The sequence below is a fragment of the Stenotrophomonas sp. P5_A9 genome (assembly GCF_056400525.1).
In genome coordinates this window covers 15,351-41,212 of the sequence record NZ_JBFULC010000014.1, presented here as the reverse complement: position 1 = coordinate 41,212, position 25,862 = coordinate 15,351, and the positions used below count along the sequence as shown (strand labels likewise).

Here is a 25,862-nt window from a genome sequence, read left to right as displayed (position 1 = left end):
GCGCTCCTGCAAAGGCGCGCATGCCCCGGCACGGCCGGGACATGCACCCCTGCCGCGTTCTACAGCAACGGCACCAGCAGCAATGCCACGATGTTGATGATCTTGATCAACGGATTGATCGCCGGGCCTGCCGTGTCCTTGTAAGGATCGCCGACCGTATCGCCCGTGATCGCGGCCTTGTGCGCCTCGCTTCCCTTGCCGCCGAAGTGGCCATCTTCGATGTACTTTTTGGCGTTGTCCCACGCACCGCCGCCGGTGGTCATCGAGATCGCCACGAACAGGCCGGTGACGATGGTGCCGATCAGCAGGCCACCCAGCGCGCGCGGCCCGAGCAGCAGGCCGACCACCACCGGGACCGCCACCGGCAGCAGCGAGGGCACGATCATTTCCCGGATCGCCGAGCGGGTCAGCATGTCCACGGCGCGGTCGTACTGCGGTTTGCCGGTGCCCTCCATGATCCCGGGGATCTCGCGGAACTGGCGGCGCACTTCCTCCACTACCGCACCCGCCGCCCGGCCCACGGCCTCCATCGCCATCGCACCGAACAGGTAGGGGATCAGGCCGCCGATCAGCAGGCCGATGATCACCGTGTGGTCGGACAGGTCGAAGGCGAACACCTCCCCGGGGTTGGCGGCCTGCAGGTTATGCGTGTAATCGGCGAACAGCACCAGCGCGGCCAGTGCCGCCGAGCCGATCGCATAGCCCTTGGTCACCGCCTTGGTGGTGTTGCCAACGGCATCCAGCGGATCGGTGATGTCGCGGATGGCGGAGGGCAACTCGGCCATCTCGGCGATGCCGCCGGCGTTGTCGGTGATCGGGCCGTAGGCATCCAGCGCGACGATCATGCCGGCCATCGACAGCATCGCGGTGGCGGCGATGGCGATGCCGTACAGGCCGCCGAAGTAGTGCGCCAGCCAGATCGCCACGCAGACCGCGATCACCGGCAGGGCCGTGGACTTCATCGAGACCCCGAGCCCGGCGATGATGTTGGTGCCGTGCCCAGTGGTGGATGCCTGCGCCACGTGCTGCACCGGCTTGTACTGGGTGCCGGTGTAGTACTCGGTGATCCACACGATCAGGCCGGTGAGCACCAGGCCGACCAGGGCGCAGAAGTACAGGTTCAGCGCACCGTGTGCGTTGTCCGGCATCAACTGGATGGTGATTGGATAGAACGCGATCGCCGCCAGCACGCCGGACACGATCACGCCCTTGTACAGCGCGCCCATGATCGAGCCACCCGGCTTCACCTTGACGAACAGCGCGCCGATGATCGAGGCGATGATCGACACACCGCCCAGCACCAGCGGATACAGGATCGCGTTGCGCCCGGCTTCGGCCAGCATCAGGCTGCCCAGCAGCATCGTGGCGATCACCGTCACCGCGTAGGTCTCGAACAGGTCGGCCGCCATGCCGGCGCAGTCGCCGACGTTGTCACCAACGTTGTCGGCGATCACCGCCGGGTTGCGCGGATCATCCTCGGGAATGCCGGCCTCGACCTTGCCCACCAGATCCGCGCCGACGTCGGCCCCCTTGGTGAAGATGCCGCCGCCCAGACGCGCGAAGATCGAGATCAACGACGAACCGAACGCCAGCCCGACCAGCGCGTGCAGCGCCTGCCCGGTTTCCAGACCGAGCCGCAGCAGCAGCGCGTAGTAGCCGGCCACGCCCAGCAGGCCGAGCCCGACCACCAGCATGCCGGTGATCGCGCCGCCCCGGAAGGCGACGTCCATCGCCGCACTGAGGCCGTTGCGCGCCGCTTCGGCGGTACGCACGTTGGCGCGTACCGACACGTTCATGCCGATGTAACCGGCCGCGCCGGACAGCACCGCGCCGATCGCAAACCCGATCGCGGTGTACCAGCTGAGAAAGACGCCGACCAGCACGAACAGCACGGCGCCGGCGATGCCGATGGTGAGGTATTGACGGTTGAGATAGGCGCGCGCGCCTTCCTGGATGGCGGCGGCGATTTCCTGCATGCGGGCATTGCCAGCCGGTTGCCGGAGAATCCAGCGTGCCGACACGATGCCGTAGAGAATCGCGAGAATGGCGCAGAACAGCGCCAGAGAAAGCCCGTAACGTTCCAGCATGTCCCCTCCCGGGTGATGGATGGCATCCAGTGAACGGACGAACCTCTCCACGCGGGGCACAACGGGCTGCAACCTTGGACCAACCCGTTCAGACCGTACCCGGTCCTCAAGCGTGTGGCGGTGTTCAGCAATCCCTGGTGACCCGAGTATGCGGGCATTCTCCCGCAGACCGGTAGTGCCGGGTACGCGCCATCGCATGCGCGCTGTCGCCCCATGGTTTGCTGCGCAAACCACGGGCCCCTCTTATCAGCATCCAGTCCCCCGCCGCTTCGCGGCTGCCCCCTGACTCAGGGGGCTGGTGGCCAGCCCTCTGGATCCAGCTACGCGTTGATGGGACGCCTTGCCACGCCGTTCAGCCATCCGCTGGCAGCCTCGCTCCATCCCCAGCTCCCGGAGTCCTGCCATGTCCACCCGTCACCTGCTCTGGCTCGCGCTGCTGCCCGCCATCGCGGCCAGCGCCGCCGAAACCCCCGAGCTGCAACGCGCCGCCGGTGCGCCGCAGGCGGTGGGCGCGGCGCATACGCTGCGCCAGATTCCCGAGGCCTGTGCGCGGCTGGAGGGCATGTTCACCGCCGATGCCGCGCAGCCCTACAAATTCGCTGTGGTGCGCACCAGCGAGCAGTGCCAGCCGCGTGCGCGTTTCGTCGATTTCGACAAGGCCCAGCCCAGTCAGGCCAAGGGCTGGAAGCTCAATGATGTGATCCGCGTCCCCAGCGCCGCGTGCCCCGCACAGCAGGCGGTCGTGCGGGTATGGCGCATGCCGGTCGCGCAGAAGCCCGAGCTGGATGGCCAGGGCCAGTCCCGGATCTACCTGGAAGAGGCCAAGAAACAGGCGGCCGCCGGCAAGATCGCGCAGGTGCCGATGTTTGCCGCGCAGCTGAAGGTGGAAGGCAAGCCCTGCAACTGAGCAGCTTGCGTGACAGTAATGAAGGCCGCTGGCCGGCTCCCCGGGATCGCCTGATCCCCGACGGAGCCCACCAGCGGCCGTTATTGCTGCAGTGGTTTACGCTTTGAACGCAGGCAGTTTCTTCTTCACTGCCACGTTCTTCAGCGTGACGTACTTGGGCAGGCCGTCGGCGCCGTAGGGCAACGGCGCTTCGCCCTTGATCAGCGGTGACAGGTAGGCGCGCGCCTTGGCGGTGATGCCGAAGCCGTCCTTGCGGATGAAACCGGCCGGCATTTTCTTCTCGTGGTTGGCCACCTTGTGCAGGGGCGCGGCCTCGATCTTCCAGCGGTACGGTTTGTCGCTGCCGCGTACGATCACCGGCATCACCGCGTTCTGGCCCTTCAGCGCGAACTGCACCGCCGCCTTGCCGACCGCCTGCGCCTGCTCCCAGTCGGTCTTGGAGGCGATATGCCGGGCCGAGCGCTGCAGATAGTCGGGCAAGGTCCAATGCACCTTGTAGCCCAGCGTGTCCTTGACCCGTGCAGCCAGCTGCGAGGCGACGCCGCCCAGCTGGGTATGCCCGAACGAGTCCTTGCCGCCGCCGGCATCGGCGACGAAGCGGCCGTCGGCGGTCTGGATGCCTTCGGAGGCCACCACCACGCAGTGCCCCACGCGCTCGACCACCTGCTTGACCTTGGCCAGGAACGCGGCCTCGTCGTAGGCGCGTTCGGGCAGCAGGATGATGTGCGGGGCGTCATCGGGGCCTTCGCCAGCCAGCCCGGCCGCCGCCGCCAGCCAACCGGCGTGGCGGCCCATCGCCTCGTAGACGAATACCTTGGTCGAGGTCTCGGCCATCGCCGCCACGTCCAGTGCCGCTTCGCGCACCGACACGGCCGTGTACTTGGCCGCCGACCCGAAGCCGGGGCAGGTGTCGGTCACCGCCAGGTCGTTGTCGATGGTCTTGGGCACGCCGATGCAGGTCAGGTCGTAGTCGAAGGCCTTGGCCAGCTGCGACACCTTCCACGCGGTGTCGGCCGAATCGTTGCCGCCGTTGTAGAGGAACCAGCGCACGTCATGGGCCCGGAGCACCTCCAGCAGGCGCTCATATTTGGCCCGGTCGGCCTCGATCGATTTCAGCTTGTAGCGGCACGAGCCGAACGCTCCGCCGGGGGTATGGGCCAGCGCGGCGATCGCCGCCGCCGATTCCTTGGTGGTATCGATCAGCTCCTCGCGGAGCGCGCCGAGGATGCCGTTGCGCGCGGCCAAGACCTTGATTCCCTTGGCCCGGGCGGTGCTGATGACCGCCGAGGCGGTGGCGTTGATGACGGCGGTGACGCCGCCTGACTGGGCGTAGAGCAGGGTACCTTTGGACATGGGTCGACCTTGGTCTGGGGGAAGGACATTGCAGAGACATTACCGGTATGGGGTAAAGTGCGCGTATTGCGGTGCAGCGTGATTGTGGACAATCCCGGGGCGCGCGCCCTTCCATTTTCTTACCAAGTTGGAGTCAGGTTGATGCGATTGGTTCTGTTGGGACCGCCCGGTTCGGGCAAGGGGACACAGGCGACGCGCCTGAAGGAACACCTGTCGATTGCGCACATTTCCACCGGCGACCTGTTGCGTGCCGAAGTGGCCGCCGGCACCGAGCTGGGCAAGCAGGCCAAGGCGGTGATGGACGCGGGCAACCTGGTGTCCGACGACATCCTGCTGGGCATGCTCGAATCGCGACTGGGCCAGGCTGACGTGGCCAACGGCTTCATCCTCGACGGTTACCCGCGCAACGTGGCCCAGGCCAACGCGCTGGACACCCTGCTGGCCAAGATCGGCCAGCCGCTGGATGCGGTGGTGCAGCTGGACGTGCCGACCGAACTGCTGGTCGAGCGCATCGCCGGCCGTGCCGCCGAGCAGGGCCGCGCCGACGACAATCCCGAATCGGTGCGTCAGCGCCTGCAGGTCTACAACGACCAGACCGCCCCGGTGGTCGACTTCTACGCCGGCCGCGGCACCCTGGCTCGCGTCGATGGCGTCGGTGAGCTGGACGCGGTGGAAGCGCGCATCCGCGCGGCGATCCACGGCTGAGTCACCCGGCGCCGCATGCGCGGCGCCTGCCTGGCCCATGAACGCACACGCCCGGCCCCCGAAGGGGCCAGGCGCGTGGTGTGGAGGTGCCAGCGAACGGGCTTGCTCAGAGCCCCGCAGCATGAGCTCCCCTGGGGATGGCCTCTTGGGGAGTAGGACCAATGGGGTGCTGAGGCTGGCCGGTTCCATTGTGTCCGTCTTCACAGTACATCGCTATCGGGGATTCCCCGACACCCGGCGACTGAATTCCGGCGCGCGCATGAGGAATTGTCTGCCGACCATGGCCCACGACGCAGGGGATCGGCGACAATCCAACGCATGAGCACGATTCACATCCTTGGTATTGCCGGCACCTTCATGGGCGGCGTGGCCGCGCTGGCGCGGGAACTGGGCCATACGGTCCATGGCAGCGATCAGGCGATCTATCCGCCGATGTCCACCCAGCTGGAACAGCTGGGCATCGCCCTGGACCCGGGCTACCGGGCCGACAGCGTTTCGGGCGACTGCGATGCGGTGATCGTCGGCAACGCCTTGTCGCGCGGCAACCCGGCGGTGGAAGCGGTGCTGGACGCCGGCCAGCGCTATATTTCCGGCGCGCAGTGGCTGTCCGAACAGGTGTTGCCGGGCCGCGACACGCTCGCCGTCGCCGGCACCCACGGCAAGACCACCACCACCACCATCCTGACCTGGCTGCTGCAGGCCGCCGGGCGCGAGCCGGGCTTCCTGATCGGCGGCGTGGCCGAAGACTTCGGCGTGTCGGCGCGACTGGGGCAGGGGCGTGAGTTCGTGGTCGAGGCCGACGAGTACGACACCGCCTTCTTCGACAAGCGCAGCAAGTTCGTGCACTACCGGCCGCTGGTGGCGATCCTCAACAACCTCGAGTACGACCACGCCGACATTTTTCCGGACGTGGCCGCGATCCAGCGCCAGTTCCATCACCTGATCCGCACCGTGCCCGCGCGTGGGCGCCTGATCGTCAACGGCGAGGACGCTTACCTGGCGGAGGTGCTGGCGATGGGCTGCTGGACCCCGGTAGAGCGCTTCGGTTTCGATGCGTCGCTGGAATGGCATGCCGAACTGATCAACGCCGATGGCAGCGCCTTCGTGGTGCACCATCGCGGACAGCACGTGGGCGAGGTGCGGTGGCCGTTGCTGGGCCGGCACAACGTGCTCAACGGCCTGGCCGCACTGGCCGCCGCGCATGCGGTGGGCGTGGAGCTGGCCACGGTGATCCCCGCGCTGGCGCGCTTCCGCAGCGTCAAGCGTCGCCTGGAAGTGATCGGACAGTCGCACGACATCACTGTGTACGACGATTTCGCCCATCACCCCACCGCCATCCACACCACGCTGGAAGGCCTGCGCGCCAAGGTGGGCGATGCGCGGATCGTGGTGGCGATGGAGCCGCGCAGCAACTCGATGCGGCTGGGCGCGCATGCGCAGGCGCTTGCACCGTCGCTGGCGCTGGCCGACGCGGTGGTCTTCCTGCACCGCCCGGAACTGGCCTGGGATGCGGCCGGGGTGATCGCCGCCGTGCGTGGCCAGGCCCATGCGGTGGCCGATACCGATGCCCTGCTGGCGCAGCTGGGCGACATCGCCCGGCCCGGCGACCACGTGGTGTTCATGTCCAACGGCGGTTTCGACGGCGCGCCGCGCCGCTTCCTGGCGCAGCTCCAGCAGGAATGAGTCGGGGCACGCCATGACCGAGACCGTTTCGCTGCCCCTGTTTCCCCTGCACGCGGTGCTGCTGCCCGGCGCGCGGCTGGGCCTGCGCGTGTTCGAGCGCCGTTACCTGGACATGCTGCGCGAATGCAGCCGGCAGGAGTCCACGTTCGGCATCTGCCTGATCCTCGATGGCGACGAAGTGGGGCGACCGGCATCGCCGGCGGCTTACGGCGTAGAGGCGCGGATCGAGGACTTCGACGTCGGCCCCGATGGCGTACTGGTACTGCGCCTGCGGGGCCAGCGCCGCTTCCATGTACTGCGCACACGGGTGCGCGACAACGGCCTGATCCTGGCCGACGTGGCATGGAGTACGCCCGACCACGACGACGAACTGCGGCCCGAGCATGCGCTGCTGGCCACGGTGCTGGAGCACATCATCGAGCAGGCCGGCACGGCCTTCGCGCCCACCCACCCGGCGCAGCTGGAACAGGCCGCCTGGGTTGGCTGGCGGCTGGCCGAACTGCTGCCGCTGGAAGAGCCGCACCGGCTGCAGCTGCTGCAGCACGATGACCCGCATCAACGACTGGAAGACCTGCTGGGCTGGATGCCGTAAGGGCCGAGCGACGTGCTCCATCCGAGCGCAGCGGTAGGGTCGCATCCCGATCGACCACCGATGACCGCGCAACGTTCACCGAGGGCATGAGCGGCGATCGAAGGCGTCGCCGGCTGCGTTGATGCGTTCGCCGTGCTGGTCGGCGCGAACGCGCCCGAACGACGCGTGGATTACTCCGCCGCTGGCGTACGCACCCGCAGCACCGGCATCTGCGTTTCCGGATGGGTGTCCACCTGCTGCGGCAGGCCATCGAGCGCCTCGCGCACCGCGTTCAACGATGGGTCGATGCCGCGCAGCGGGCGCCACATCCCGATCAGGTGGAAATGCTGCTGGTAGTGCAGCGTCTGCGCGCTGCCCAACCACAACGGCGCATCGCCCGGCTGCAGGCGTGCCGGTGCCGGCCACAGCCGCAACGCGAAGATCTCGTTGGGTGCGTTGCCCGCGCGCAGCATCAGCAGCGATTCGACTTGAGTATCCAGCGTCGCCGGCAGCACCGGCACTTCCTCCGGCTTGGCCGATTTGTCCAGCATCAGCAGCGCCTGTTGCCAACCGGCCTGCGGCTGCACCCGCCAGCCCTGGCGTTCCAGGCGCTGCTGCAGCGGCGCCAGCGGCCCGGCCACCTGCACGTCCAGCGGCCAGCGCTGGTCATCGTCGAACTCGTTGCGACGCGACGGGAGCTGCTTCCAGTCGTCCTGCCACCAGGCGGTGGAGGCCATGTCCACCGGCGCCGGTTGCGCCGGTTCGAAGCGGGCGAGCTTGACCGGAATGTTGCGCGGCGCATACCACAGCGCGCTGATCGCGAAGACGCCGTAGAACAGCCACGCCACCGGCTTGACCCAGAACGACCGGTTGAAGCGGCGGCGGTACGCGATGCCCAGCACCAGCAGCCAGAAAATGCCGAACAGCATGCCGCCGATCACATCGCTCAGCCAATGCGCGCCCAGATAGATACGCGCAAAGCCGATCAGGCTGACGATGATGCCCGACAACAGGTACGGCCACACGCGCGTGCGCCCGGGCAGCTCGCGCGCGATCAACACCGCGAAGAAGCCGAAGGTGATGGTGGCCATGGTCACCGACACCGACGGAAAGCCGAAGCCACTGCTGGCATCGGGCGGGCGCACCACGTGCACGGTGGCCCCGAGCAGCTTGCACAGTGCCAGGCCGAAGGCCAGTGCGGCCAGCCAATGCGCGGCGGCCATCCAGCGTCGACGCCAGACCAGGTACCCCATGCCGGCGGCGGTGGCCGGCAGCAGCACCTGCCACGCGCCGAGCGAGGCCAGTGCAGCCATCGGGTAGTCGGCCAACGGGTTGCGCAGCGCCAACATGGCGTCGTGCACGGCCAGGTCCAGGCGGAGCGGTTCGCCGTGGGCGACCACCGCCATCAACAGCGCGAACCAGCACCAGCCCAGCAACAGCAGCATCAGGGCCAGCATCGCCAGCGGCACCGATTCACGCCGCTGCGGATCGAACACCGACACCGAATAGCGGCCCAGGGTGGGATGGCGCTGCGACCAGCGCAGCAGCGTGGCCAGCCAGCTGTCCATGCGCGAGGCCGACCAGCGATAGCTGTACAGCACGATCGCCCAGACCGCGCCCATCACCACGGCGACCAGGCCCAGCACCATCACCAGCCGGCCGGCGACCGCCGCGACCGTGTCGTAGGCCTCGCCCAGCACCCAGCCCGGGGCCAGGAACAGCACCGCCCACGACAGACTGGCGATGCCACTGGCCTGGATGTAGCGCGACATCGGCATGTTCATCATGCCGGCGATGGCCGGCACGAAGGGACGGATCGCGCCGACATACCGCGCCACCAGGATGCTCTTGAAAGCATTGCGGCGGAACATCGTCTCGCCGCGGTCGAGCAGCTGCGGGTATTTGCTGAAAGGCCAGAAACCCCGCAGACGATCGCCCCAGCGCCGGCCCACCCAGTAACTCAGGCCATCGCCAGCGAAGGCGCCCAGCGCCGCGCACGCCACCGCATAGGGACCGGAAATCTGGCCAAGGCCGATGAACACGCCCACCGCGAACAGCAGCGGCAACGCCGGCACGATCGCGCCCAGCACGATGACCGCATCGCAGAAGGCAATGAGGAAGATGACCGCACCGGCAAGCACGGGGTGAGCTGAGATCCACGCAAGCGTGGCATCGATCCATGACGAGTCCATCGCCCGATTATAGAGGTGTGAAGGTGACTGACTGCCGGCCAAGGCCGGTCAATGTCGGACATCTGCAGTGATCGCAGGCGATCACGCGCCTAGAATGGCGCGATGAACCGCGCCCCCGATCCCGCCCCGCACGCCCTCAAAGCCGACAGCTTCGGCCGCATCCTGCTGATCGAGCAGGACGGCCATCGTTTTGTCCGCCGCGACCTGGAGGCCACCCCGTGGTGGCTGCGGCTGCCGGCGTGGTGGCTGGCCCGGCGTGAAGCGCGCGCGCTGGCGCACCTGGACGGCATGGCCGACACTCCGGCGCTACTGGCCTGGAACGGCCGCTGGCTGGACCGCAGCTTCATGGCCGGCGATGCGATGTACCAGCGCCCGCCGCGCGGCGACCTGGCCTACTTCCGTGCCGCGCGTCGGTTGTTGCAGCGCGTGCATCGGCATGGCATCGCGCACAACGACCTGGCCAAGGAAGCCAACTGGCTGGTGCGCGAGGACGGTTCGCCGGCCCTGATCGATTTCCAGCTGGCGGTGATCGGCAACCCGCGCTCGCGCTGGATGCGCCTGCTGGCGCGCGAAGATCTGCGCCACCTGCTCAAGCACAAGCGCATGTACTGTCGTGAACAGCTCACCCCGGTCGAGAAGCGCCTGCTCAAGCGCACCTCGTGGGTGCGCGATCTGTGGTTCCGTACCGGCAAGCCGGTGTACCGCTTCGTTACGCGGAAGATCCTGCACTGGGAAGACAACGAGGGGCAGGGCCCCAAGCCGTGAGGACGCCGGGGGTGAGCGTGGTGCCGCTGGACGCCGGCAACGTGCTGCCTGCGCAGCTGCCCGGCGCCGACTTCGTACACGCCTGCCAGGCGGCAGCGCCGCGCGCGCGACGTTCGGCGTTGCAGGCCTACCAGGACATGGCCGCGACGGTGCCGGGCTGGTTCGATGGGCTGATGGCCATACGCAACGGCGGCATGCGCCTGCTCGGCATGAAGGATTTGGGCTCGCTGCGTGCGGTGCCCGACAGCGTTGATCCACGGCCGGGTGACCGGCTCGGCATCTTCACCGTGCAGCTGTGCACGCCCGATGCGATCGTGCTGGAAGATGACGACCGCCACCTGCGCGTGCAGCTGGCGCTGCAATGGCGTGGCGATCTGCTGGAGATCGCCACGGTGGTGCACACCCATAACGCGTTTGGGCGGCTGTACATGCTGCCGGTCGCGCCGGTGCATCGATGGATCGTGCCGCGTCTGTTGCGGCGGCAGGTACGCACCTACGCGGGGTGACGCCACTTCACGGTGTCACCGGCACCACCTGCTGACCGATGAAATTTCGCTTGGCATCAAAGTCATAGCCGATCTGCAGTTGCCCTTCGTTGGCGCAGGCGTGGCAGTCACGCAGCGGCGTGCGATACAGCAGACGGACGCCGCCGCCGTCCAGCGGCGTGCTGCCAGCCGCCTGCGCCGGTGCGAAGGGCGTCGCCTGCGGATGGGCCTGCAACAGCGCCTGCACGCCGGGATCGGCACGCAGGGCATCGTCCCATTGCACGGTGTCCACATCGATGCGCGTGCCGCTTGCATCGATGAGGCGCGTGCCTTCATTGGTGTTGGCGCGGAACGGATACGCCACCGTGGCCACGCCGATGCCGTCGTGTTCATGCCAGGCGGTAACGAAGGCAAGTTCGCCGCCACTGGACAGCTGCTCGGCGGCACGCACTGCATCGGGGCCGGCGCCACCGCTCTGCATCGCCTTGATCAGGCAGTCGCGGGACGCGGCGGCCTCGCCCTGGCGACAGCTGTTCAGATCGCCACTCCATACCACCGCCCGGCTCCAGCGCACTGCGCCGTCGGCAGGCGGCGTTGGGGCGGCGGCAGTCGCGCCGTTGGACATGATCGGGGCAGGAGCGGAGGAATCGCCCTGGCAGGCCGTGGTCATCAGGAGCAGGCCTAGGACAGGCAGCAGGCAACGGGAACGGCGCATGGCAAGTACCTCGCAGCGGTGACCGGAGGACACTATCGTCAAGAAGCGGTGAACTCTGCGTGGGCGCGGCATACTGCCCCATCAACGATTGCGCAGGAGCAACGGACAATGGCCAGTCTGCAAGGCAAGACCCTCTTCATTACCGGCGCCTCGCGCGGCATCGGCCTGGCCATCGCCCTGCGCGCGGCGCGCGACGGTGCCAACGTGGCCATCGCGGCCAAATCGGCGGTGCCCAATCCGAAGCTGCCCGGCACCATCCACAGCGCCGTCGAAGCAGTCACCGCTGCCGGTGGCCAGGGCCTGGCACTGAAGTGCGACATCCGCGAGGAAGACCAGGTGCGCGCGGCGGTCGCCGCGACGGTGGACACCTTTGGCGGCATCGACATTCTGGTCAACAACGCCAGCGCGATCTGGCTGCGTGGCACGCTGGATACCCCGATGAAGCGCTTCGACCTGATGCAGCAGGTCAATTCGCGCGGCAGCTTCCTGTGCGCGCAGGCCTGCCTGCCATATCTGCTGCAGGCGCCCAACCCGCACATCCTCACCCTGGCGCCGCCGCCAAGCCTGGACCCGAAATGGTGGGGTCCGCATACCGGCTACACGCTGGCCAAGATGGGCATGAGCTTCGTCACCCTGGGCCTGGCCGCCGAGTTCGGGCCCCAGGGCGTGGCGGTCAACGCGTTGTGGCCACGCACGATCATCGCCACCGATGCGGTCAACATGATTCCCGGCGTGGATATCAACGGCTGCCGCACGCCGCAGATCCTGGCCGATGCCGCGCACGCGGTGCTGACCCGCGATGCGGCCGGTTTCAGCGGGCAGTTCCTGCTTGATGACGAGGTACTGGCGCAGGCCGGTATCACCGACCTGAGCGGCTACGCGGTGGATCCGTCGCGACCGCTGCTGCCCGATCTGTTCCTGGATTGAGCCTGCGGCAGCGTCGCAGGGCCCGGTCGTCGACAAAGGCTGCACGCGCAACTGCTACTGTGCGTGCCCCCTTTTGTCTGGTCTGTTGAATGTCCCATCGCAAACGAAGTGCATCGCTCGCCGCCGCCATCGCCGTCATCGGCCTGCTCGGCGCCTGCAGCAAAGGCCCCTCGCACGCCGCCGATACCGAGGGCGTTGAGAAGGTGAATGCTTACGTCGCGTGTTTCAACGCGGTGGAGCAGCCCATCCACGAGGGCTTCCAGCAGTACACCGGCTGGATGCAGGATCCGAAGGCGGGCCCGACCGGCAAGGAGACGCACGTGCGCGGGCCGGGCATGGTGCTGTCGCACCGCGTCGCGCTGTGCAATGAACCGATGGTGGCGGCGCTGGCGATGACGCCGGCCGATGCCGCGCTGGATGCGCCTGCGCGCGCCTACCAGCAGCGCTTCGTTGACCTGTACGCGCTGATCGAACAGACCGACCGCTACTACACCCGCGAGGATTACCTGCGCGACGACCACGCTGGCATGCGCACCCAGCACGGCCCGCTGATGCAGGCCTACATGGCCTTCTTCGATGCCAGCGATGCGCTGGATGCCGCGCTGGAGAAGCGCGAAGACGAACGTCGTCACGCCCAGCTGAAGGAGATCGAGGCGGCCGAAGGGCGCTCGGCGGCGTATTACCAGCTCAAGATCGTCGGCGATGCCAAGCAGCTGGTGGCGCTGTTGACGGCCGATACGCCGGACCTGGCCCTCGCCCGCACCCAGCTGGCCGCCTTCCAGGCCCTGCTGAAGCAGGCCCAGGACGACAAGATCGGCAAGGGCGATGCGATGTGGGGTCACCTGGAGCGCGCTGCCGATGGGCTGGCCCGTGATGCCGGGCGTCGCGTGGACCGCCTGCAGGAAAACAAGCCACTCACCCGCAGCGAGCAGATCCTGATGCAGGGCGGTGGCCGCATCGGCAACCCGCAGGGCTCGGCCGAAGCGGTGACCGACAGCTACAACGATCTGGTCGACGCCAGCAACCAGCTGTCGCGATAAGTCGCAGCGCCACGTCGCTGTCGGCGACGACGGCGTCAACGCGGCGGGTCGGTGAACGCCCCGCCGCGCGCCTGCCTGCAGGGCTCAGGCGTTGAACACCGGCGGCAGTTTTTCCCCGCAATGGCGGCAATGCAGCGCATCCGGCTCGTGTCCTTCCAGCCCACAGTGCGGGCAGCCGCGTGCATCACGCCGCGCGGCGTGCTCGGCCTCGCGCATGGTGCTGGCCAGTTCGGCGGTGTAGATGCCGGTGGGCACGGCGATGATGCTGTAGCCGATCAGGATCAGTACCGAGGTGACGAAGCGGCCCAGCACGGTCTGCGGCACGATGTCGCCAAAGCCCACCGTGGCCATCGTCACCACTGCCCAGTACATGCTGCTGGGAATGCTGGTGAAGCCGTGGTTGGGGCCTTCGATCACGTACATCAGGGTGCCGGCGATGATCGTGATGGTGACCACCGTGAACAGGAACAGCAGCACCTTGCGGCGGCTGCGCCACAGCGATTCCATCAACACGCCGCTCTCTTCGATGTAGCGGGTCAGCTTGAGGATGCGGAACACGCGCAGGATGCGCAGCGCGCGCACCACCAGCAGGCTCTGCGCACCGGGAATGAACAGGGACAGGTAGGTGGGCAGGATCGAGGCCAGGTCGATGATCCCCCAGACGCTGAAGGCGTAGCGCAGCGGGCGCTTGACCACCGCCAGGCGCAGCACGTATTCGGCGGTGAACAGGATCGTGAAGCCCCACTCGACCACGTACAGCCAGTCGGCGTGGGCGATGTGGAAGCGCTGCACACTGTCGAACATGACCACCAGCACGCTGGCGATGATCGCGTAGACCAGCAGCAGGTCGAAATTGCGCGAGGGCCGGGTGTCGTGGCGGTAGATGATGTCGAACCAGGTCCGGCGCCAGCCGGTCTCGGTCGCGGGATTGAGCTGGGGGGCACTGAACGGTCGCATGGGCGCATTGTGCCCCAGCCGGTGGAAGCGCGAGAATGGGCTTTCCCTGACCACCCTGACTGCCATGACCGCCGCCGCCGCCGATCCGCTCCTGTCCCTGTCGCATTACTACCTGCCGGTCTACAAACCGCGCCAGGTGGTGCTCGAACGCGGCCAGGGCGCGCGCGTCTGGGACAACCAGGGCCGTGAGTTCATCGACCTGGCCGCCGGCATCGCCGTGTGCGGCCTGGGCCACAACGACCCGGACCTGACCGCCGCACTGATCGAGCAGGCCGGCAAGCTGTGGCACACCAGCAATGTGTTCTACAGCGAGCCGCCGCTGCGCCTGGCCGAAGAACTGGTCACTTCCTCGCGCTTTGCCGAGCGGGTGTTCCTGTGCAATTCCGGTGCAGAAGCCAACGAAGTGGCGATCAAGCTGGTGCGCAAGTGGGCCTCCTCGCAGGGCCGTCCCGCCCATCAGCGGGTGATCGTGACTTTCCGCGGCAGCTTCCACGGCCGCACCCTGGCCGCGGTGACCGCCACTGCCCAGCCCAAGTACCAGGAAGGCTACGAGCCGCTGCCCGGTGGCTTCCGCTACGTCGATTTCAATGATGAGGTGCAGCTGGAAACCGCGATGGCCGCCGGCGACGTGGCCGCGGTCATGCTCGAGCCGATCCAGGGCGAGGGCGGGGTGATGCCGGCCAAGCCGGGCTTCATGCAGCGCATCCGCGCTTTGTGCGACCAGCACGACGCGCTGATGGTGCTCGACGAGATCCAGGTCGGCATGGGCCGCACCGGCACCCTGTTCGCGCACTGGCAGGACAACATCAAGCCGGACATCGTGACCCTGGCCAAGGCGCTGGGCGGCGGTTTCCCGATCGGCGCGATGCTGGCCGGTCCCAAGGTGGCCGAGGTGATGCAGTTCGGCGCGCACGGCACCACCTTCGGCGGCAATCCGCTGGCCGCGGCGGTGGCGCGCGTGGCACTGCGCAAGTTGTCCTCGCCGGAGATCGCGCACAACGTCAGCCGCCAGTCGCAGGCGCTGCACGATGGGCTGGGCCGGATCAACGACGAGTTCAAGGTGTTCAGCCAGGTTCGTGGCCGCGGCCTGATGCTGGGCGCGGTGCTGGACCGGGACTTCGCCGGCCAGGCCGGGGCGATCCTGGACCATGCCGCCGAACACGGCCTGCTGACCCTGCAGGCCGGTCCGGACGTGCTGCGCTTCGTGCCGGCGCTGAACATCACCGATGAAGAGATCGCCGAGGGCCTGAAGCGCCTGCGCGCCGCGGTGCAATCCTTCATCGCCTCGCGGTAGAGCCGACCGTTGGTCGGCTGCTGTTGTCTTTGGGCGAACGCAGCCGGCCAACGGTCGGCTCTACGCCAGCCCGTAGCGCTTCAACACCTTGCCGATACTGCGGCTGTCGGTCGCCGTTTCCGCGTGCAACCCTGCCTGCCGCGCACCGCGTACGTTGACGAACAGGTCATCGATGAACAGCGTGCGCTCGGCGCGTGCGCCAAGCAGCGTCATGGCCTGCACGAACACGGCCGGGTCCGGTTTGCGTCCACCGAGCGCGCCGCTGCACAGGATGCGCCCGTTCAAGGCCTCGGCCAGGGTGGGGAGGATGCGCGGGATGGTCTGGGCCATGAGCGCGCCGTTGTTGGTCAGGATGGCGATCGGCAGCTCACGCGCGATGCGCTCGATGCGTTCGATCACGCCTGCCTGCGGCGATGAGGCGGCAATGCGTGCGTCCTGCCATTGCGCGACGCTCACCGTGGTATCCAATGCAGCACCCAGTTGCTGCAGATACAGCGCGCTGTCCAGCCCGGCATCATGCTGTTGCTCCAGCCCACTGTCGAACAACGCCGCCTGCACCTGTGCGGCGCTGCGGCCGGTGCTGGCGGCAAGGTGACGCACGCGCAGGTGGCGCGCATGGCGCACCAGCACCCCATCGAAATCCAGCAGCAGGCAGTCCACGGCAACCGGCATCGGCAACATTCGTCCAGGTCCAGCGTCGACCGTAACCCACTCCGGGTGACCGCTGCGACATCGCGTCGCAGGTGGGCGGCCAAGCGGCTGTCTAGAATCTCCGGACTGATTGTTGGAGATCGCCGTGAAACTGCTTGCCCCCGTGTTGCTCGCCGGCCTGATGCTGGCCCCGGCTGCCCATGCCCGCGTGTGCGCGGTCAACATCGACAGCACCGACCAGATGAGCTTCAGCCAGAAGGAGATCAAGGTCGGCGCGGACTGCACGCAGGTGAAGCTGACCCTGCGCCACACCGGCAAGCTGGCCGCCACCGCGATGGGCCACAACTGGGTGCTGACCCGCAGCGCGGATTACCAGCCGGTGGCGATGGCCGGCATGCGCATGACCCCGGCCGACAGCTACCTGCCCAAGGGCGATGCACGGGTGCTGGCACATACGGCGGTGATCGGCGGCGGGCAGAGCACCAGCGTCACCTTCGCCACGGCCAAGCTGGCCAAGGGCGGTGACTACACGTTCTTCTGCTCGTTCCCGGGCCACTTCGCGATGATGAAGGGCCGATTCGTTTTCGGCTGAGGCGTAGCTGCCGGGATGGCATGGGTAGAGCCACCCCATGGGTGGCTGCACGCAATGCCGAATCCTGATCGAACAGCAGCCACGCATGGCGTGGCTCTACCGTGGTCGGATTGCACGGGTAGAGTCACCCCATGGGTGGCTGCATGCAATGCCGGATCGAACAGCAGCCACGTATGGCGCGGCGCTACCGTCGCAGGGGCTCAGCCCTTGACCACCTTGAACGCCTCGCGTGCCGCGTCGAGGGTTGCGTCGATGATGCTGTCATCGTGCGCGCTGGACATGAACCCGGCTTCGTACGCCGACGGCGCCAGAAACACGCCGCGCTCGAGCATCGCGTGGAAGAAGGTGTTGAATGCCGGGATGTCGCAGGACGTTGCCTGCGCATAGGTCTCCACTTTCTGGTCGGTGAAGAACAGCCCGAACATGCCCCCGACCTGATTGGTGGTCACCGCCACGCCGGCGTCGGCGGCGGCGGCTTCCAGGCCGGCGCACAGGCGCGCGCTGGCGGCGCCCAGGCGGTCGTGGAAACCCGGTGCCTGCACCAGCTCCAGCATCGCCAGGCCGGCCGCCATCGCCACCGGATTGCCGCTGAGCGTACCGGCCTGGTAGATCGGGCCGGCCGGGGCGATCTGCGACATCAGGTCGGCACGGCCACCATAGGCGCCCACCGGCATGCCGCCGCCGATGATCTTGCCGAAGGTGGTCAGGTCCGGGGTGATGCCGTAGTACGCCTGCGCACCGCCGAGGGCGACGCGGAAACCGGTCATCACTTCGTCGAAGATCAGCAGCGCGCCGTACTGCGTGCACAGCGCGCGCAGGTGCTGCAGGTAGCCCTCGCGCGGCGGGATGCAGTTGGCGTTGCCGACCACCGGTTCGATGATCAGGCCGGCGATGTGCTCGCCCTGTTCGGCGAACAGCGCGGTGGCCGCGTCGACATCGTTGTAGGGCAGGGTGAGCGTGAGCTCGCTCAGGCCGGCCGGCACGCCCGGCGAGGTCGGTACGCCCAGGGTCAGCATGCCGCTGCCGGCCTTGACCAGGAACGAGTCGCCGTGGCCGTGGTAGCAGCCTTCGAACTTGACGATGCGGTTGCGGCCGGTGGCGCCGCGCGCCAGGCGGATCGCCGACAGCGTCGCTTCGGTGCCGGAGTTGACCATGCGCACCATCTCGCATGACGGGATCAGGCGGGTGAGGGTGTCAGCCATCACCACTTCGGCTTCGCACGGCGCGCCGAAGGACAGGCCGTTGTTGATCGCGTGCTTGACCGCCTGGCGCACGCTGGCATGGTTGTGGCCAACGATCATCGGGCCCCACGAACCCACGTAGTCGATGTAGCGGTTACCGTCGACGTCGTACAGATACGGGCCATCGGCCCGCTCCACGAAGAACGGCTCGCCACCGACCGACTTGAACGCGCGCACCGGCGAGTTGACGCCGCCCGGTAGAAGCTTCTGGGCGCGGGTGAACAGGGCGTGGGACTGGTCGTGGTTCATGGGGTGTCCTGGGTATTACGGGAACTGGGCGAGGAAGGCGCGCTGGGTGGCGACCGGGTCGGCGGCGGCGAACACGCTGCTGACCACGGCGACCAGATCGGCACCGGCCTCGATGATGGGTCCGACATTGTCCGGGCTCAGCCCGCCGATCGCCACCCGCGGCACGCCCAGTGCGGCGCTTTGCCGCAGCAGGTCGACGGTGGCGCGGCTGGAAGTGACCTTGGTGGTGGTCGGGAAGAACGCGCCGAAGGCCACGTAGCTGGCTCCGGCGGCCACGGCCCGTTCGGCATTGGCCAGCTGGTCGTAGCAGGACGCGCCGATGACGGCCTCCGGCCCGAGCAGGGCACGCGCGGCGCCGATGTCGCCATCGGTACCGCCCAGGTGCACGCCGGCAGCGCCCACGGCCTGGGCCAGCAGCGGGTCGTCGTTGATGATCAGCGGCACCCCGTGCTGGGCGCACAGCGACTGCAGGGCGATGGCCTGGGCCTGTTTCAACGCCGTGTCGGCAGTCTTGTTGCGGTACTGCAGCCAGGTCGCCCCGGCGGCGAGCAGCGGCGCGGTGCGCGCCAGCAGCCGCGCAGTGTCGGGCTCGTCAGGCGTGATCAGGTAGACGCCACGCGGGCGTGCAGGGGAGGCTGAAGCAGGATTCATCGGTGGCTACCGGTAGCACGACGGGAGTGGGACAATGGCCATCGCCAGTTCTTGTCCAACCGTGATTATCCAATGACCGACGCCACCGCCACCACTTTCCGCACCTGGATGTGCGTTGTCTGCGGCTTCCTGTACAGGGAAGAAGAGGGCTTGCCGGAAGAAGGCATCGCGCCGGGCACCCGCTGGGAAGACATTCCCGATACGTGGACCTGCCCGGATTGCGGCGTGACCAAGGACGATTTCGAGATGGTCGAGGTCGATTGAGGGCAGCCGTGTAAATCCTTGGCCTGCAAGGGAAAGCAGCCAAGCGTGGCTCGGCGCTACGCGCCCAACGTCCCGGTCCCCCGGTAGTGCCGAGCCGCGCTCGGCAACCGAATCCCTCAATGCAACCGTGGCGCCCGTCCGCCGATCTCTACCAGCTGCTCGCGCACCCACTGCGCGTCGGTGGCCTGCCCATTGCGCTGCAGGTACAGCGCCAGATCGCGGTGCGCGCCGGCCTGGTAGTCCAGGTGCAGGTAGGCCAGGCCCCGATCGCGCAGGGCGTCGTCCTGTTCCGGCGCTAGCTTGAGCAGGCGATCGGCGCTGCGCGCGGCGCGGTCCCATTCGCCGCGTTCCACGTACACGCCGTGCAGGTTGCGCAGCATGCGCATCAGGATCGCGCGCGCCGGCGCTGCATCCAGAATCTGCGCCAGCACATGGTCGTCCGGGGTTTCCCCGCCCAGGTGCGAGCGCGCGCGCTCGCGCAGTTCTTCCACATCCAGCGGGCGCCCGCCGTTGAACGGGTCCATCACCAGCATTCCGTCATCGACCGGCAGCCGGACCAGGAAATGCCCCGGGAAGGACACCCCGTCCAGCGGAATGCCGAGCCGGCGCGCGACTTCCATCTGCACCAGCGCCAGCGAGATCGGGTTGCCCAGGCGGCGTTCGAATACCTGGTTGAGATAGCTGTTGCGCGGGTCGTAATACTCGCCGTGGTCGCCGCCGTAGCCGAGTTCGTCGAACAGATGGCGGTTGACCGCGGCGATCTTCAGCGGCCAATGCTCGATCGTGTCCACCTCGGTGCGCAGGTGGTCGGCATGGCTCTGCAGCAGCGCGTCGTAGACCTTCGGGTCCAGGTCGGGGTACTCGTCGCGGGCAATCAGCAGCGCGGTGGGCAACAGCGGCAACGCCTCGTCGTCCAGCTCGGCCAGTGAATCCCACGTCGGCAATGTCATCTGCCCCTGCATGGCTACAGACTGGCGACAAACGCAACCGGTTTCAAGGGCTTCAGCGCCGGATCACGCCCGCCGGTAGAGCCGACCGTTGGTCGGCTGAGCGGGAGCGTTGAGGAGGGCCAGGGGCGGCCGACCAACGGTCGGCTCTACCCCGGGCGGGGGCGCGGTGTCAGCGGTCGGCGATGCCTGGGCCGAAGGTGATCTCGGTGCCGTCCTTCAGGCCGAGCTTTTCGGCCTGGCCGGCGTTGAGTTCGAGCACGTAGCGGGCCGGGCCGCTGCTGGGATAGGGCGGGCAGCGGTCGCCGGCCGAACACGGCGGCACGTCGCGCTGCTGGCTGACGAGGTGGCGCTGGTCGTCGAAGTACAGGATGTCCAGTGCGATCTTCGTGTTCTTCATCCAGTACGCCTGCAGCTCTTCGCGCTCGTGCAGGAAGAGCATGCCGTGGTCGGCGGGCATCTGGTCGCGGAACATCAATCCGCGTGCGCGGCTGGCGTCATCGGTGGCCAGTTCCACCTGGTAACGGGCACCGCCCAGTTCCACCCAGTGGCGGGCGCCGGTGCTGGCGCAGCCGGTCAGGGACATCAGGAGCAGCAGTGGCAGCAGGCGGATCAACGACATCGGGTCTACCTCGGAAGGAAAAAAGGCCGGCCATCGCTGGCCGGCCACGGAATCAGAACACCTTGGGCGGCTGTCCGCCGACGATCACCACATCGGCCGGGCGCCGGGCGAACAGGCCCACGCTGACCACGCCGGGCAGCTGGTTGAGCTCGCGCTCCAGCTTGACCGGATCGGTGATCTCCAGGTGGTGGATGTCCAGGATCGCATTGCCGTTGTCGGTGACCACGCCTTCGCGCCAGGCCGGCTGGCCGCCGGTCATTTCCATGATCCGGCGCGCGATCAGGCTGCGTGCCATCGGGATCACTTCCACCGGCAGCGGGAAGCGGCCCAGCACCGGCACCTGCTTGCTCGGGTCGATGATGCACACGAAGCGCTCGCTGGCCTCGGCGATGATCTTCTCGCGGGTCAGCGCGGCGCCGCCGCCCTTGATCAGGCACTTGTTGCCGTCGCACTCGTCGGCACCGTCCACGTACAGCGACAGGTTGCCGGTGTGGTTGAGTTCCATCACCTCGATGCCGTGCGACTTCAGCTGGGCGGTGCTCTGCTCCGAGCTGGACACGGTGCCCTTGATGCGGTGCTTGATACGGGCCAGGCCGTCGATGAAGTAGGCGACGGTGGAGCCGGTGCCGACCCCGACGATCATGCCGTCTTCGACGTATTCCAGGGCTTTTTCGGCAGCCAGGCGCTTGGCTTCGGACATGGCGGGAAACTCTTGAGGGAAAAGGGGATCAGTGTTTTTCCAGCGACAGCAGCAGCTTCCACTGCGCTGCGGTCACCGGCAGGATCGAGAGACGGTTGCCGCGCGCGGTCAGCGGGAAACCTTCACCCAGCGCATCGGCATGCAGCTTGATCTCGTCCAGTGAAATGGTGTCGCGCAGTTTGCGCTCGAAGGCCACGTCCACCAGCATCCAGCGCGGTTCTTCGCGGGTGGCCTTGGGGTCGTAGTAGTCGGATTTCGGGTTGAACTGGGTATCGTCCGGGTAGGCCTCGCTGGCCACGGTGGCGATCCCCACGATGCCCGGCACCTTGGTGTTGGAGTGGTAGAACAGCACCCCATCGCCGACCTTCATGCCGTCGCGCATGAAGTTGCGCGCCTGGTAGTTGCGCACGCCATTCCAGGGCTCACGGCCCACGCGCTGCAGATCATCGATGGAAAAGGCGTCCGGTTCGGACTTCATCAGCCAGTAGCGCTTGCGTGCGGTCATCCGTCTATCTGTCTATCGCGGGAGGTACCGGCCATCGGCCGGCACGGGAACAAGGGTGGTCGCTTCGGTGCAGATCGCATCCACCGCGACGTCCCAGGGCTGCACCGGCAGGTCATCGACCTGCTGGACCGAGAAGCCGACCCCGACCAGCCACGGCGGGGCCGGGCGCTGGTGGCGGAATGCGAAGCTGCGATCATACCAGCCGCCTCCCATCCCAAGGCGGCGGCCCAGCGCATCGAAGCCGACCAGTGGGGCGACCACCAGCGCCATCTGCTCCGGGGCCAGCGTGGCCTCGGGCGCGAGATCGGGTTCGGGAATGCCGTAGCGGTTGCTGGTCAGTGGCTGGCCGGGGCGCCAGGGCGCAAACCGCAGGGTGTCGCCGGCCAGGATCGGCAGGCAGTACTGCAGCGCTGGCGGCAACTGCATCTGCCAGCGGTGCAGCGCGATCTCGCCATCTATCGCCCAGTAGCCGGCAACGAAGCCCTGGGTGGGTGCGAACGGAAGCTGGAGCAGGCCTTCGGCCAGTTGCTCGGCCGCGGCCAGGCGCTGCGCGGCGGGGATGTCTCGGCGGCGTTGGCGCAACTGCTGGCGCAGTGCGGAGCGCGGGTCGGTCATGCCTGGGTCCGGGGCGTGGTGCGGGCGCGGATAAAACAAGAGCGACGTCCCGAAGGGGCGTCGCTCTTGCAGGAAGACTGCATTCTCCGCGGTGACGATGCGTGCGAAACGACCTTGAACCCGGGGTTCAAGTGGGTACGCTGGGACTCCTTCGGGCTTCCCGCTACAAGGCGGACTTGCACTCCCGGCGCCGTCGCGCACCCGTGGTCGTAATTAAGGGACAAGGCGAATGTTTGCACACGCCGTCGTTCACAGCAGAGAACGCGTCGCCATTATAGCCAAGCACGCGCCGGGCGATAGGCCGTTCGTCGGTCCGATTGCAGGGGAATTCAGATCGATGACGACGATGCGATGGCCGCGTGCAATGAAACATCGCGTGGAACACCGTAGAGCCGACCGTTGGTCGGCTTGCCCACACCGCACGTGCCAATGACCCCGGTAGAGCCGACCGTTGGTCGGCTGCTCACGCCCCGTCGATCGCCCGGTCCAGCCGCCGGTTCAGATCGGCCAGCGTCTGCTGCAGGGCGACGGCTTGGCGCGCATGTTCATCGCGCAGCTGCTGCAGTTCGTGGGCCAGGTTCAACGCGGCCAGCACGGCCACCCGGTCCACGGCAGCCATCCGGTTGCTGCCGCGGATCTCGCGCATCTTCGCGTCCAGCAGGCGCGCGGCGGCGGTGAGGATCTCGCGTTCCTCCGCGCCCACGCCCACGGTGTATTCACGGTCCAGGATGCGGACACTGACCGGTTCGGTCTGGCTCATGTGTGCTGCTCCAGGGACTTGAGGCGGGTGATCATCGCTTCGACCCGGGAGCGGGCCTGTTCGTTCTTGGCCAGCAGCTGGGAGCGCTCGGCCACCAGTTGTTCCTGCTGGTGGCGCAGGCTGCGGTTTTCCTCGGCCAGGCGCTGGTTGCGCTCCAGCAACGCCTCCACCCGGGCGGCGAAGGCCTGCAATTGGGTGATGGCGTCGGAAGGTTCCATGACCGGCACGATAGGCAAGGGCGGTGGAGGCGGTCAAGCGAATAATGACGGGGCCTGCGGCGGCTGGCTCCCGGTCCCTGTCGGCAGCGCCCCGGGCGGCGATCACGACCCGATGCGGGCGGGCGGATTGCTACACTGTGAGGCTGCCAGAGCGCCGCCCACCGGGGCTGCTGGCACCTTTTTCCGATCGAGCCCCAAGATGACCGAACTTCCGAGTGTCGATGACGTAAACCAGGCCAGCCAGGCGTTGGGCCTGGGCGCCACTGCCGCTGAACTGCATGGTGGCCTGTGCGGCTGGCTGTCCGCGGGCGGTGCGCCGGTGCGTGAATGGCCGGCGCGGGTGCTGGCCGACGACAACCTGCCGCTGCCGACCGACGGCGACGCGCTGTCGCGCCTGCTGAGCGCCAGCGTGGCGCAGCTGGAGGATCGCGACTTCGCCTTCGAACTGCTGCTGAGCGATGACGCCGATACCGCCGCGCAGGCCGATGCGCTGTTCACCTGGGCGCGTGCGTTCCTGGGCGGCTTCGGTCTGGGCGCGGGCGGTCAGCGTCCGCCGCTGTCCGAAGAGGGCGAAGAAGCCCTGAGCGACCTGGCCAAGCTGGCCCAGGCCTCCAGCGAAGACTTCGAAAGCGGCAACGATGACGACGAAGACGCGCTGGCCGAGATCGAAGAGTTCGTCCGCGTGGCGGTCCTGCTGCTGCACGGCGACTGCGTGATGGCGGCACGTCACCGGCAGCGCCTGAACTGAGATGGATATCCGGCAGCTGACCGGCATCTCCGCCGCCGAATACGCCCGTCGCCGCCGCCAGTTGATGGAGATGGCCGGCGACGATGCGATCCTGGTGCTGCCGGCCGCGTCCGAGCGGGTGCGCAGCCTGGACACGCATTATCCGTTCCGCCAGGACTCCGATTTCTGGTACCTCAGCGGCTTCCCGGAGCCGGACGCGGTGCTGGTGCTGATCCCGGGCCGGCGCCATGGCGAGGTGATCCTGTTCTGTCGCGAGCGCGATGCCGGTCGCGAGGCCTGGGATGGCGCGCGCGCCGGCCAGGAAGGCGCGGTGTCGCAGTACGGGATGGACGATGCGTACCCGATCGACGATCTGGACGAGATCCTGCCCGGGCTGCTGGAAGGGCGCTCGCGGGTGTACTACCACTTCGGGCGCGATGCAGACTTCGACCTCAAGCTGATCGGCTGGGTCAACCAGGTACGCGCGCAGGTCCGCCACGGCGCGCAGCCGCCGCATGAATTCCTGGAACTAGGGCACCTGCTGCACGAGCAGCGGCTGTTCAAGTCCAGTGCCGAGATCGCGTTGATGCAGCGTGCTGCCGACATCAGCGTGCAGGCGCACGCGGTGGCGATGCGCGTGGCCCGGCCGGGCATCCACGAGTACGAGCTGCAGGCCGATCTGGAACGGGAGTTCCGCGCCAACGATGCGTGCGCGGCCTACAGCAGCATCGTGGGCACCGGCGCCAACGGCTGCATCCTGCATTACCGCGACAACAGCGCGCGTTCGCGCGATGGCGACCTGGTGCTGATCGATGCCGGTGCCGAGTACCGCGGCTACGCCAGCGACATCACCCGCACCTTCCCGGTGAACGGCCGTTTCAGTGCGGAGCAGCGCGCGCTGCACGACCTGGTCGGCGCGGCGCAGGCGGCGGCGCTGGCCCAGGCGCACCCGGGCAATGCCTATGAGGCTGGTCACCTGGCCGCGGTGCAGACCCTGACCGAAGGCCTGCTGCGGCTGGGACTGCTGAAGGGCACGTTGGAAGAGAACATCGCCGAAGGTCACTACCAGCGTTTCTACCGGCACAAGACCGGCCACTGGCTGGGTCTGGACGTGCACGACGTCGGCGATTACCGCCTGGCCGGCGACTCGCGCATGCTGGAGCCGGGCATGGTGTTCACGATCGAGCCGGGCCTGTACGTGTCCGCTGACGACCGCAGCGTGGAAGCGCGTTGGCGCGGCATCGGCATCCGTACCGAGGACGACGTGTTGATCACCGAGGACGGCCACCGGGTGCTGACCGCGGCGTTGGCGCGCAGCGCCGATGAGATTGAAGAGGCGATGGCCTCGCGCTGACGGCACTACCGGGCGTGTTCGCGGTTCCTGCGCGCGGGTAGAGCCACCCACACATTACCCCAGTAGAGCCACCCCACGGGTGGCT

At 67.8% G+C, this 25,862-nt stretch carries 28 protein-coding genes and 1 other RNA gene; 13 read left to right on the top strand and 16 right to left on the bottom strand.

Going from position 1 to position 25,862, the window contains the following annotated elements; translation table 11 throughout:
• Positions 1–59: 59 nt before the first annotated feature.
• The gene (locus tag AC1DR7_RS06300) at positions 60–2,087 is read right to left on the bottom strand and encodes a sodium-translocating pyrophosphatase (protein ID WP_256776004.1); all 2,028 of its coding nucleotides are present in this window, start codon (positions 2,085–2,087) and stop codon (positions 60–62) included.
• A 403-nt stretch (positions 2,088–2,490) separates the two neighbouring features.
• On the opposite strand from AC1DR7_RS06300, the gene AC1DR7_RS06295 reads away from it, so the two are divergent.
• On the top strand, positions 2,491–2,994 hold the full coding sequence (locus AC1DR7_RS06295) for a hypothetical protein (RefSeq protein ID WP_256776005.1): 504 nt from the start codon (positions 2,491–2,493) through the stop codon (positions 2,992–2,994).
• Positions 2,995–3,090: 96 nt separating this feature from the next.
• On the opposite strand, the gene AC1DR7_RS06290 is transcribed toward AC1DR7_RS06295, so the two are convergent.
• A complete protein-coding gene (locus AC1DR7_RS06290) occupies positions 3,091–4,347 on the bottom strand; it encodes a 6-phosphofructokinase (protein ID WP_457319235.1) in 1,257 nt (418 codons plus the stop codon).
• 141 nt (positions 4,348–4,488) lie between these two features.
• Here AC1DR7_RS06290 and AC1DR7_RS06285 point away from each other — a divergent pair, with 141 nt between their 5' ends.
• The 3 genes from AC1DR7_RS06285 to AC1DR7_RS06275 all read left to right on the top strand — a co-directional run bounded on the left by AC1DR7_RS06285 (position 4,489) and on the right by AC1DR7_RS06275 (position 7,327).
• Positions 4,489–5,052 carry an adenylate kinase gene (locus AC1DR7_RS06285; RefSeq protein ID WP_312235992.1) on the top strand — a complete coding sequence of 188 codons (564 nt, stop codon included), beginning with the start codon at positions 4,489–4,491 and terminating at the stop codon, positions 5,050–5,052.
• 318 nt (positions 5,053–5,370) lie between these two features.
• Complete coding sequence (gene mpl, locus AC1DR7_RS06280; protein ID WP_478051345.1) at positions 5,371–6,735, top strand: UDP-N-acetylmuramate:L-alanyl-gamma-D-glutamyl-meso-diaminopimelate ligase; 1,365 nt, start codon at positions 5,371–5,373, stop codon at positions 6,733–6,735.
• 13 nt (positions 6,736–6,748) lie between these two features.
• Positions 6,749–7,327, top strand: coding sequence for an LON peptidase substrate-binding domain-containing protein (locus AC1DR7_RS06275; RefSeq protein ID WP_457319669.1), 579 nt, complete (start codon positions 6,749–6,751; stop codon positions 7,325–7,327).
• A gap of 170 nt (positions 7,328–7,497) precedes the next feature.
• Here AC1DR7_RS06275 and AC1DR7_RS06270 read toward each other — a convergent pair whose 3' ends face one another.
• On the bottom strand, positions 7,498–9,498 hold the full coding sequence (locus AC1DR7_RS06270; RefSeq protein WP_256776010.1) for a bifunctional DedA family/phosphatase PAP2 family protein: 2,001 nt from the start codon (positions 9,496–9,498) through the stop codon (positions 7,498–7,500).
• A gap of 102 nt (positions 9,499–9,600) precedes the next feature.
• Between AC1DR7_RS06270 and AC1DR7_RS06265 the strand changes: the two genes are divergently transcribed.
• Both AC1DR7_RS06265 and AC1DR7_RS06260 read left to right on the top strand, forming a co-directional pair.
• Complete coding sequence (locus tag AC1DR7_RS06265; protein ID WP_256776011.1) at positions 9,601–10,263, top strand: protein kinase family protein; 663 nt, start codon at positions 9,601–9,603, stop codon at positions 10,261–10,263.
• Between the two features lie 11 nt (positions 10,264–10,274).
• Positions 10,275–10,769, top strand: coding sequence for a DUF2867 domain-containing protein (locus AC1DR7_RS06260; RefSeq protein WP_457319667.1), 495 nt, complete (start codon positions 10,275–10,277; stop codon positions 10,767–10,769).
• A gap of 7 nt (positions 10,770–10,776) precedes the next feature.
• Here the strand turns inward: AC1DR7_RS06260 and AC1DR7_RS06255 are convergent, their stop codons facing one another.
• On the bottom strand, positions 10,777–11,463 hold the full coding sequence (locus tag AC1DR7_RS06255) for a hypothetical protein (RefSeq protein WP_457319666.1): 687 nt from the start codon (positions 11,461–11,463) through the stop codon (positions 10,777–10,779).
• A 108-nt stretch (positions 11,464–11,571) separates the two neighbouring features.
• Here AC1DR7_RS06255 and AC1DR7_RS06250 point away from each other — a divergent pair, with 108 nt between their 5' ends.
• Positions 11,572–12,390 (top strand): SDR family oxidoreductase, encoded by an 819-nt coding sequence (locus AC1DR7_RS06250; RefSeq protein ID WP_256776014.1) that lies wholly within the window; start codon positions 11,572–11,574, stop codon positions 12,388–12,390.
• A gap of 89 nt (positions 12,391–12,479) precedes the next feature.
• On the top strand, positions 12,480–13,430 hold the full coding sequence (locus AC1DR7_RS06245) for a YiiG family protein (protein WP_478052728.1): 951 nt from the start codon (positions 12,480–12,482) through the stop codon (positions 13,428–13,430).
• An 84-nt stretch (positions 13,431–13,514) separates the two neighbouring features.
• Here the strand turns inward: AC1DR7_RS06245 and AC1DR7_RS06240 are convergent, their stop codons facing one another.
• Positions 13,515–14,387 carry an ion transporter gene (locus tag AC1DR7_RS06240; RefSeq protein ID WP_457321370.1) on the bottom strand — a complete coding sequence of 291 codons (873 nt, stop codon included), beginning with the start codon at positions 14,385–14,387 and terminating at the stop codon, positions 13,515–13,517.
• A 64-nt stretch (positions 14,388–14,451) separates the two neighbouring features.
• On the opposite strand from AC1DR7_RS06240, the gene AC1DR7_RS06235 reads away from it, so the two are divergent.
• Positions 14,452–15,681, top strand: a complete 1,230-nt coding sequence (locus tag AC1DR7_RS06235; RefSeq protein ID WP_478052727.1) for an acetylornithine transaminase — start codon at positions 14,452–14,454, stop codon at positions 15,679–15,681.
• 60 nt (positions 15,682–15,741) lie between these two features.
• Here the strand turns inward: AC1DR7_RS06235 and AC1DR7_RS06230 are convergent, their stop codons facing one another.
• Positions 15,742–16,353, bottom strand: a complete 612-nt coding sequence (locus tag AC1DR7_RS06230) for an HAD-IA family hydrolase (protein WP_457320857.1) — start codon at positions 16,351–16,353, stop codon at positions 15,742–15,744.
• 160 nt (positions 16,354–16,513) lie between these two features.
• Here AC1DR7_RS06230 and azu point away from each other — a divergent pair, with 160 nt between their 5' ends.
• On the top strand, positions 16,514–16,924 hold the full coding sequence (gene azu / locus AC1DR7_RS06225) for an azurin (RefSeq protein ID WP_306175407.1): 411 nt from the start codon (positions 16,514–16,516) through the stop codon (positions 16,922–16,924).
• 200 nt (positions 16,925–17,124) lie between these two features.
• Here the strand turns inward: azu and hemL are convergent, their stop codons facing one another.
• Both hemL and thiE read right to left on the bottom strand, forming a co-directional pair.
• Positions 17,125–18,414, bottom strand: coding sequence for a glutamate-1-semialdehyde 2,1-aminomutase (gene hemL, locus AC1DR7_RS06220; protein WP_457320855.1), 1,290 nt, complete (start codon positions 18,412–18,414; stop codon positions 17,125–17,127).
• Positions 18,415–18,429: 15 nt separating this feature from the next.
• Entirely contained in the window at positions 18,430–19,065 is a 636-nt protein-coding gene (gene thiE, locus AC1DR7_RS06215; protein ID WP_457320853.1) for a thiamine phosphate synthase, read from the bottom strand.
• Between the two features lie 72 nt (positions 19,066–19,137).
• On the opposite strand from thiE, the gene AC1DR7_RS06210 reads away from it, so the two are divergent.
• Entirely contained in the window at positions 19,138–19,329 is a 192-nt protein-coding gene (locus tag AC1DR7_RS06210) for a rubredoxin (RefSeq protein WP_256776021.1), read from the top strand.
• Positions 19,330–19,445: 116 nt separating this feature from the next.
• Here the strand turns inward: AC1DR7_RS06210 and AC1DR7_RS06205 are convergent, their stop codons facing one another.
• The 8 genes from AC1DR7_RS06205 to AC1DR7_RS06170 form a co-directional block, all read right to left on the bottom strand.
• Positions 19,446–20,291: a SirB1 family protein gene (locus tag AC1DR7_RS06205; protein ID WP_312235977.1), complete on the bottom strand. Its 846-nt coding sequence runs from the start codon at positions 20,289–20,291 to the stop codon at positions 19,446–19,448.
• Positions 20,292–20,448: 157 nt separating this feature from the next.
• Positions 20,449–20,898: a DUF192 domain-containing protein gene (locus tag AC1DR7_RS06200; protein ID WP_256776023.1), complete on the bottom strand. Its 450-nt coding sequence runs from the start codon at positions 20,896–20,898 to the stop codon at positions 20,449–20,451.
• Between the two features lie 52 nt (positions 20,899–20,950).
• Positions 20,951–21,598 carry a ribose-5-phosphate isomerase RpiA gene (gene rpiA, locus AC1DR7_RS06195; protein ID WP_478051603.1) on the bottom strand — a complete coding sequence of 216 codons (648 nt, stop codon included), beginning with the start codon at positions 21,596–21,598 and terminating at the stop codon, positions 20,951–20,953.
• Positions 21,599–21,626: 28 nt separating this feature from the next.
• Positions 21,627–22,103, bottom strand: a complete 477-nt coding sequence (locus AC1DR7_RS06190; RefSeq protein WP_137190237.1) for an EVE domain-containing protein — start codon at positions 22,101–22,103, stop codon at positions 21,627–21,629.
• A 12-nt stretch (positions 22,104–22,115) separates the two neighbouring features.
• Positions 22,116–22,718, bottom strand: a complete 603-nt coding sequence (locus AC1DR7_RS06185) for a 5-formyltetrahydrofolate cyclo-ligase (RefSeq protein WP_457322028.1) — start codon at positions 22,716–22,718, stop codon at positions 22,116–22,118.
• A gap of 79 nt (positions 22,719–22,797) precedes the next feature.
• Positions 22,798–22,982: non-coding RNA, 6S RNA (gene ssrS / locus AC1DR7_RS06180), on the bottom strand.
• A 199-nt stretch (positions 22,983–23,181) separates the two neighbouring features.
• Positions 23,182–23,478: a cell division protein ZapA gene (locus tag AC1DR7_RS06175; RefSeq protein WP_259207475.1), complete on the bottom strand. Its 297-nt coding sequence runs from the start codon at positions 23,476–23,478 to the stop codon at positions 23,182–23,184.
• On the bottom strand, positions 23,475–23,696 hold the full coding sequence (locus tag AC1DR7_RS06170; protein ID WP_038686482.1) for a TIGR02449 family protein: 222 nt from the start codon (positions 23,694–23,696) through the stop codon (positions 23,475–23,477). Before AC1DR7_RS06170 ends, AC1DR7_RS06175 begins: the two co-directional genes overlap by 4 nt.
• A gap of 199 nt (positions 23,697–23,895) precedes the next feature.
• Between AC1DR7_RS06170 and AC1DR7_RS06165 the strand changes: the two genes are divergently transcribed.
• Together AC1DR7_RS06165 and AC1DR7_RS06160 are read left to right on the top strand one after the other, a co-directional pair.
• Complete coding sequence (locus tag AC1DR7_RS06165; RefSeq protein ID WP_256776028.1) at positions 23,896–24,444, top strand: UPF0149 family protein; 549 nt, start codon at positions 23,896–23,898, stop codon at positions 24,442–24,444.
• Positions 24,445–24,451: 7 nt separating this feature from the next.
• Positions 24,452–25,777 (top strand): aminopeptidase P N-terminal domain-containing protein, encoded by a 1,326-nt coding sequence (locus tag AC1DR7_RS06160; protein WP_457317979.1) that lies wholly within the window; start codon positions 24,452–24,454, stop codon positions 25,775–25,777.
• The last annotated feature ends 85 nt before the right edge of the window (positions 25,778–25,862 follow it).